This window comes from Pseudonocardia ailaonensis, from assembly GCF_039531635.1.
Lineage (GTDB): Bacteria > Actinomycetota > Actinomycetes > Mycobacteriales > Pseudonocardiaceae > Pseudonocardia > Pseudonocardia ailaonensis.
Genome location: NZ_BAAAQK010000035.1, coordinates 1 through 6,710 on the forward strand (window position 1 = coordinate 1; position 6,710 = coordinate 6,710).

Genomic DNA, 6,710 nt, shown 5'->3' on the forward strand with positions numbered 1-6,710 from the left:
TGTTCGAGCAGCCTCTGCTGCTCTTCCTCGCGCTCTTCGCGCTCTACAGCCCGGTCGCTGCGCTGTCGTCCTACTTCCCGGTCGTGTCCAGGCTGGGCAGCCGCGACCAGCTCCGGCTCGCGATCGCCCTGTTCGGAAACGTCGCGATCTTCGGGCTGGTCGCGCTCTGGGTCGGCGAGCCGCTGCTGGAGCTGCTCGGGATCAGCACCGCGGCGCTCACCGCGGTCGGCGGCATCGCCCTGCTCTACGAGGGCATCCCGCTGATGCGCGGGGTCGCGGCGCACCCGCCGGAACCGTCGGAGGAGCCCGCCGGAACGGGCGCGGGCGAGACTTCCGTAGACGCCCCCACGCAGACCGGCACGTGGCGGAAGTACGCCTTCGTCCCGGTGACCTTCCCGCTCACGGTGGGCGGCACGACGTTCGCGTTCTTCGTCGGGTTCCGGGCCGAGGCGACCTCGGTCGTGGACGTCGTCGCGCTGTCGGTCGCCGGGGTGCTCTACGCCGCGGTCACCGGCGCCACCCTCTACGCCTCCGCCCACGTCCAGCGTCGGGCCAAGCCCTCCACGCAGGCGTTTCTCGAACGCATCGCCGGGATCCTGCTGACCGCGATCGCGGTCATGATCCTCACCAGCGGCGCGACCCGGATGGTCGTCGACGTCCTCGACGGGCTGAACCGGTGACCGGCCCGGTGGAGTGGGTCGCCCTCGCCTTCCCCGGGGAGACCGTCGATCCGGCTGTCGTCCCCGAGATCGCGCGGCTCGTCGATGCCGGCACGGTGCGGATCCTGGATCTGCTGCTCGTGCACCGGTCCGTGGACGGCGCCGTCTCCGTGACCGAGTACGACTCCCTGGACGGACCGGTCCGGGCGGCGCTCGACGCCGTCGACGGGGACGTCCTCGGCCTGCTCGGCGAGGTCGATCTCCCGGTGATCGCCGAGGAGCTCGCCCCCGACAGCACGGCGCTCGTCGTCGTGTGGGAGAGCCTCTGGGCGGCCGGGCTGGCGGAGGCCGTGCGCGGCGCCGGCGGCCTGCTGCTCACCCACGACCGCATCCCCGCGGACACGGTGGACGCGGCCCTGGCCGCCACGGACGGGGTGGTGTCGTGAGACGCCTGTCGGGACGGGGCCGCCGCGGCCCCGGTCTGCTCGCCACGGTGGCGCGGACGGCGGTGATCGCCGGGACGGCCTCGTCCGTCGCCGGCCGCGTGACCGCACGCCAGCAGTCCGCGGCCCGGCAGGAGGAGGAGCTGGAGTTCCTGCGCCGCAACGCCGCCGTACCCGCGCCCCTGGCTGCGCCGCCACCCCAGGACGACGTGCTGGACCGGTTGACGCGGCTGGGCGAGCTGCGGGCGGCGGGGGTGCTCACCGAGGACGAGTTCACCGCACAGAAGGCCCGCATCCTGGGCGCCTGAGCAAGGACGCCTGGGCAAGGACGCCTGGGCATGGACGCGGAACGGACAGGTGGCCGAGTTCTCACCCGCCCCGGGTGACGGGCGAGGCCCACCCGCGCGGGCATCGTCGGCCCGCCGGATGCGACCGCAGCCGGCGGGACCCGGCGGAGGACAGCCATGCACAGGCCGCAGAGCGACCACCCCCGCACTGTTGTTGGTCGGCGGGCTCGGGCCCGGACGGCGTGGGCGGGTCTCGCCGTCGGCGTGGCCCTGGCGGCCACCGCGTGCGCCGTGCCCCCGGAGCACCTGAAGACCCGCGACAGCAACTACGGGCAGGTCGGTGACCTGCAGCTACTGCACGTGCACCTCGCCACGCCGCCCCGCGAGGGCTGGCAGCCCGGATCGGCCGTGCCGATGCACCTGACGGTGTACAACGGCGGGGCCGCCCGCGTCGTGATCACGGACGTGTCGAGCTCCGGCGCCGCGTCGATCTCCGCCGTGTCCGGTGACGGCGTGCGCACGCCGGTCCACATCCAGCTCGACCCCGGGGAGACGCGGTCGATGCAGGAGCAGGACTCCACCCGCCTCGAGGTCGGCGGGCTCGCCTCCCGGCTCGTCGCCGGCACCACGCTGCCGGTGGCCTTCACGCTCGACTCCGGCGAGGGGATCGTGCTCGCCGTGCCCGCCCAGGTCTCGAGCGAGCCCGCGGTCCGGTCCCGGTGAGCGCCCCGACGGACTCCCGCGCGAGCACCGCTGAGCTGGCCCTGCCCGCGCTGACGGCGATGGTCGTCGGCTCGATGGTCGGGGCCGGTGTGTTCTCGCTGCCCCGCAACTTCGCCCAGACGACGGGCGGGCTCGGGGCCGTGATCGCCTGGGTGGTCGCCGGCGCCGGAATGCTGATGCTGGCCTTCGTGTTCCAGAACCTCGCGATCCGCAAGCCCGATCTCGACGCCGGCGTCTACGCGTACGCCAAGGCCGGCTTCGGCGACTATCCCGGCTTCCTCTCCGCGTTCGGGTACTGGGCCAGCGCCTGCGTGGGGAACGTGACGTACTGGGTGCTGATCAAGTCCACGCTCGGCGCGGTGCTCCCCGCGCTCGGCGAGGGCGACACCGTGCTCGCCGTCGCGATCTCCTCGGTCGGCCTGTGGCTCTTCGCCTTCGTCATCCTCCGCGGGGTCCGCGAGGCGACGGGCATCAACACCGTCGTCACCATCGCCAAGATCGTCCCGCTGGTGACGTTCGTGGTGGTCCTGGTGTTCGCGCTGAAGGCGGACGTCTTCTCCGCCAACTTCTTCGGCGGCCAGGGCTACGACGCGGGGCTCGGCAGCCAGGTCCTGTCGACGATGCTGGTCACGGTCTTCGTGTTCCTCGGGGTCGAGGGGGCGAGCGTCTACTCCCGCTACGCGAAGCGCCGCGAGGACGTCGGGCGGGCGACGGTCATCGGGTTCCTCTCCGTGCTGGCGCTGTTCGCGTCCGTGTCGATCCTGTCCTACGGGGTGCTCCCCCGCGGCGCGCTCGCCGGGCAGCGCCAGCCGTCGGTGGCCGGGGTGATGGAGTCCGTCGTCGGGCCGTGGGGTGCGGTGTTCATCAGCGTCGGGGTCGTCGTCTCGGTGCTGGGCGCCTACCTGGCCTGGACGCTGATGGCCGCCGAGGTCCTGTTCGTCGCCGCCCGCCACTCGGACATGCCGCGGTTCCTCGGCCGGACCAACGCGAAGGACGTCCCGGCCCCGGCCCTGCTGCTGACCAGCGGGCTGAGCCAGGTCGTCCTGCTGCTGACGCTGTTCTCCGACGACGCGTTCACCTTCACGCTCAAGCTCTGCACCTCGCTGTCGCTCGTGCCCTACCTGCTGGCGGCGGGGTACGCGGTGCGGGTCGCCCCGGCGCGGACCCGCGAGCTCCTCGTCGGCGTGCTCGCGACCGTCTACACGCTGTTCCTGATCGTCGCGGCCGGCGTCGAGTACCTGCTGCTGTCCTGCATCGTCTACGCGCCGGGCACGCTCCTGTTCGTCCGGGCGCGCCGCGAGCAGGGAGCCCGCACGTTCACCCGGGTCGAGATCGCGCTGCTGGTGGTGGTCGTCCTCGGGGCGGTGGCCGGCGTCGTCGGCCTGGCCACGGGCCGGATCACGATCTGATGCGCGCCTGATGTCCCTGCGCGGGCGGGCGGCGCGGCTCCGCGGCCGCTACCCGGCGGCCGACCACCTGCACCGCACCGGCCGGCGCTTCTTCGCGCAGCGGGGCAACCACCTCGCCTCGGCGATCGCCTTCGCCACCGTCCTGGCGGCCACGCCGCTGCTGATGGTGCTGTTCTCCGCCGCCGGCTTCCTGCTGTGGCTGCGCCCGGACCTCGTCGCCGAGCTGGAGAGCTGGGTGGTCGGCGGGTTCCCCGCCCCGGTGGGCGAGGCCGTCGTCCCGCTCGTCGCGGCGGCGGTCGCCGGGCGCGGGCCCATCGCGTCGGTCGGCACGGTGGCCGCGGTCTGGGCGGGGACGACCTGGATCTCCGTCGTCCGGGAGGCCCTGGCGGCGATGTGGGAGCTGCCCCCGCGCCCGCCCGCGTCGGTGCTCCGGTTCGTCCGCGACCTCGGCTCGTTGCTGGTGCTGCTGCTCGCGCTGGTGACCTCCGTGGCGCTCACCGTCACCGCGACGGGCGGGTTGGGCACGGTGCTCGGCCTGCTCGGGCTCGGCGACCGGCCACTGACCGGCGCGCTGCTCGGCGCGCTGGGCGTCCTGCTCGGCTGGGGGATCGCGTGGTGCGTCCTGGCCTGGCTGCTCGGCCGGCTGCCGGGGCACACGCTGCCCCTGCGGCAGGTCGCCCCGGTCGCCGCGACCGGGGCGCTGCTGGTCGAGGCGATCACCGTGGCGACGACGCTGACCGTCGGGGCGACGTCGGGCTCCCTCGGCGGCGCCGTGTTCGGGACCGTCCTCGCGGTGCTGGCGTTCCTGTTCGCCGGGGCGCGGGTGCTGCTCTCGCTGGCGGCGTGGCTGGCCACCGCTGATCCGGCGACTTCTCCCCCGGTGCGGGCGAGGCGCCCGGGCTCCCGCCGCGCGACCCTGCTGCGCACCGTCCCCGCCGAGCCCGACCGAGCCGGCCGCCCCGACCCGCGAGGTGCCGATGACCGTCCCCCAGCCCGGTAGCGACCCGGCCCCGTCCGGGCCGGGGCTGCCCCGGGCCACCGCGGTGCTGCTCACCCTCGCGTCGGTGGTCGTCGTCGCGGCCGGCGCCGCGGCGGCGGCGTGGCTCGTCGGGCCGGTCTTCCTCGCCCTGGTCCTGGTGATCATGGTGCATCCGCTGCACGGGTCACTCGTCCGCGCGGGCGCCCCACGCTGGCTCGCCACCGGGCTGCTGGTGCTGGCGATCTACGGGGTCCTGCTCGTGCTGTCCGCGGTCGTCGTCTACTCGGTCGCGCGGCTGGCCACGGTCCTGCCCTCCTACGCGGGCGAGCTGAACGCCGTCCTCACCTCCGCCACCTCGCTGCTGGCCCGGTTCGGCGTCGGCCCGGACCAGCTCCGCGAGCTCGTCGCCGGGCTGGACTACGGCCGGTTCGTCGGCATCGTCACCGGGTTGCTGCGCGGGCTGACGGGGCTGGCCGGGAACCTCGTCTTCCTGCTCTCCCTGCTGCTGTTCCTCGGCATCGAGGCCGCCGGGGCGGGACCGCGCCTGCAGGCGGTCGCGACCCAGCGCCCGCACGTCGCGGCCGCCCTGCGCGAGTTCGCGTCGGGCACCCGCCGCTTCCTCGTCGTGACGACGGTGGTGGGCGCGGTGACCGGCGCGGTCGACGCGCTGGTGCTCGGGCTGCTCGGGATCCCGCTCGCCGTGCTCTGGGGCGTCCTGGTGTTCATCACCAACTACATCCCCTACATCGGCTTCTGGATCGGGCTCGTCCCGGCCGCGCTGCTCGCCCTGCTCACCGGCGGCTGGCCGAGCATGCTCGTCGTGGTCGGGGTCTTCCTCGTCGTCAACTTCGTCCTGACGTCGGTGGTGCAGCCGAAGTTCGTCGGCGACGCGGTCGGCCTCTCGGTCTCGGTCACCCTGATCGGACTCGTGTTCTGGGCCTGGCTGCTCGGCCCCCTGGGCGCCGTCCTGGCGGTCCCGCTGACCCTGCTCGCCAAGGTGCTGCTGGTCGACGCCGACCCACGGGCGCACTGGCTCGACGCCCTGCTGGGCAGCCGCGCCCCCGGGCCCGTCACCGACGCCGTGCCCGACGACGCCGTGCCCGACGAACTGCCGGATCCCGACCCACCCGCGGAGGAACGATGACGTCGCACCGCTACGAGTTCCGCATCGCCGGGCACCTGGCCCCCACCACCCGCGAGGCGTTCGAGGGGATGACCGTGACCGACGCCCCACCGGAGACCGTGGTCCGCGGCACGGTCCTCGACGACGCCCACCTCCACGGCGTCCTCGCCCTGATCCAGGACCTGGGGCTGCAGGTCGTCGCCGTCCAGCGGGTCGAGGACTGAGCGAGTTCTCACCCGCCGCGGAGGAGGCCCGGCTCCCCCGGCCCCGACCAGGCTCGACGACGTCCCGATCCCCGCAGAGGAGCACAGATGTCGACTCTCACCGTGTGGCGCTTCCCCAGCTCGGACGGCGCGGACGACGCCGTCGGACGGCTCGAGCAGCTCGCTCGCCAGCAGCTCATCACCGTCCACGACGCCGCCACCGTCTCGTGGGCCGAGGGCGCGAAGAAGCCGAGGACCCACCAGCTGCGCAACCTCGCCGGCGCCGGGGCGCTGGGCGGTGCGTTCTGGGGCATGCTCTTCGGCCTGATCTTCCTGATGCCCCTGCTGGGCGCGGCGATCGGCGCCGCCGCGGGCGCGCTCGCCGGCCGGTTCTCCGACTTCGGCATCGACGACGAGTTCATCCGCAAGACGCGCGAGCAGGTCACCCCGGGGTCCTCCGCACTCTTCGTCCTGAGCTCCGACGCGGTCGAGGACAAGGTCGCCCAGGCCTTCGAGGGCGTGCCGGCCGAGCTGCTGTTCACCAACCTCAGCTCGGAGCAGGAGCAGCAGCTGCGCGAGGTCTTCGCCGACTGACGGGAACGTCCCTCTCCCCGTCGGCACGACGGCTCACCACCGCTCCGGCGAACGCGACCCCCTCGGGCGACGTACCGGCCCATGGTCCACCGTTCACCGCGGGAGACTCCCCGCCGCCGGGAAGATCGCGCTAGGTTCCGGTCGGGTCGACCTGGGGAGATCGGGTGTCTTCGACGGATCTGAAGCTTCTGGACGCGTACTGGCGAGCGGCGAACTACCTGTCGGTGGGACGCTCCTATGTCGCGTCAAGGACTGTCGGCGGCCCGATTTCGAGCTGTCGGAAGAGCTGG

General features: G+C 73.7%; 9 protein-coding genes. All 9 read left to right on the forward strand.

All coding sequences use genetic code 11. The annotated features are described in order from the left end of the window. Positions 1 to 680: MarC family protein (locus tag ABD324_RS36580; protein ID WP_344428307.1), on the forward strand; the 680-nt coding region annotated here is incomplete at its 5' end. Then, positions 677 to 1,105: a DUF6325 family protein gene (locus ABD324_RS36585; RefSeq protein ID WP_344428310.1), complete on the forward strand. Its 429-nt coding sequence runs from the start codon at positions 677 to 679 to the stop codon at positions 1,103 to 1,105. The genes ABD324_RS36580 and ABD324_RS36585, both read left to right, overlap by 4 nt. Further along, complete coding sequence (locus ABD324_RS36590) at positions 1,102 to 1,410, forward strand: SHOCT domain-containing protein (protein ID WP_344428313.1); 309 nt, start codon at positions 1,102 to 1,104, stop codon at positions 1,408 to 1,410. The genes ABD324_RS36585 and ABD324_RS36590 overlap by 4 nt, the downstream gene beginning before the upstream one ends. Before the next feature lie 156 nt (positions 1,411 to 1,566). Then, on the forward strand, positions 1,567 to 2,112 hold the full coding sequence (locus ABD324_RS36595; RefSeq protein ID WP_344428316.1) for a hypothetical protein: 546 nt from the start codon (positions 1,567 to 1,569) through the stop codon (positions 2,110 to 2,112). Then, positions 2,109 to 3,521 carry a basic amino acid/polyamine antiporter gene (locus ABD324_RS36600; RefSeq protein ID WP_344428319.1) on the forward strand — a complete coding sequence of 471 codons (1,413 nt, stop codon included), beginning with the start codon at positions 2,109 to 2,111 and terminating at the stop codon, positions 3,519 to 3,521. Before ABD324_RS36595 ends, ABD324_RS36600 begins: the two co-directional genes overlap by 4 nt. Before the next feature lie 10 nt (positions 3,522 to 3,531). Beyond that, entirely contained in the window at positions 3,532 to 4,521 is a 990-nt protein-coding gene (locus ABD324_RS36605) for a YhjD/YihY/BrkB family envelope integrity protein (protein ID WP_344428322.1), read from the forward strand. Next, positions 4,499 to 5,644, forward strand: coding sequence for an AI-2E family transporter (locus tag ABD324_RS36610; RefSeq protein ID WP_344428325.1), 1,146 nt, complete (start codon positions 4,499 to 4,501; stop codon positions 5,642 to 5,644). Before ABD324_RS36605 ends, ABD324_RS36610 begins: the two co-directional genes overlap by 23 nt. Beyond that, a complete protein-coding gene (locus ABD324_RS36615; RefSeq protein ID WP_344428327.1) occupies positions 5,641 to 5,847 on the forward strand; it encodes a hypothetical protein in 207 nt (68 codons plus the stop codon). Before ABD324_RS36610 ends, ABD324_RS36615 begins: the two co-directional genes overlap by 4 nt. An 87-nt stretch (positions 5,848 to 5,934) precedes the next feature. Then, on the forward strand, positions 5,935 to 6,420 hold the full coding sequence (locus ABD324_RS36620) for a DUF1269 domain-containing protein (protein WP_344428330.1): 486 nt from the start codon (positions 5,935 to 5,937) through the stop codon (positions 6,418 to 6,420). Positions 6,421 to 6,710: the final 290 nt, after the last annotated feature.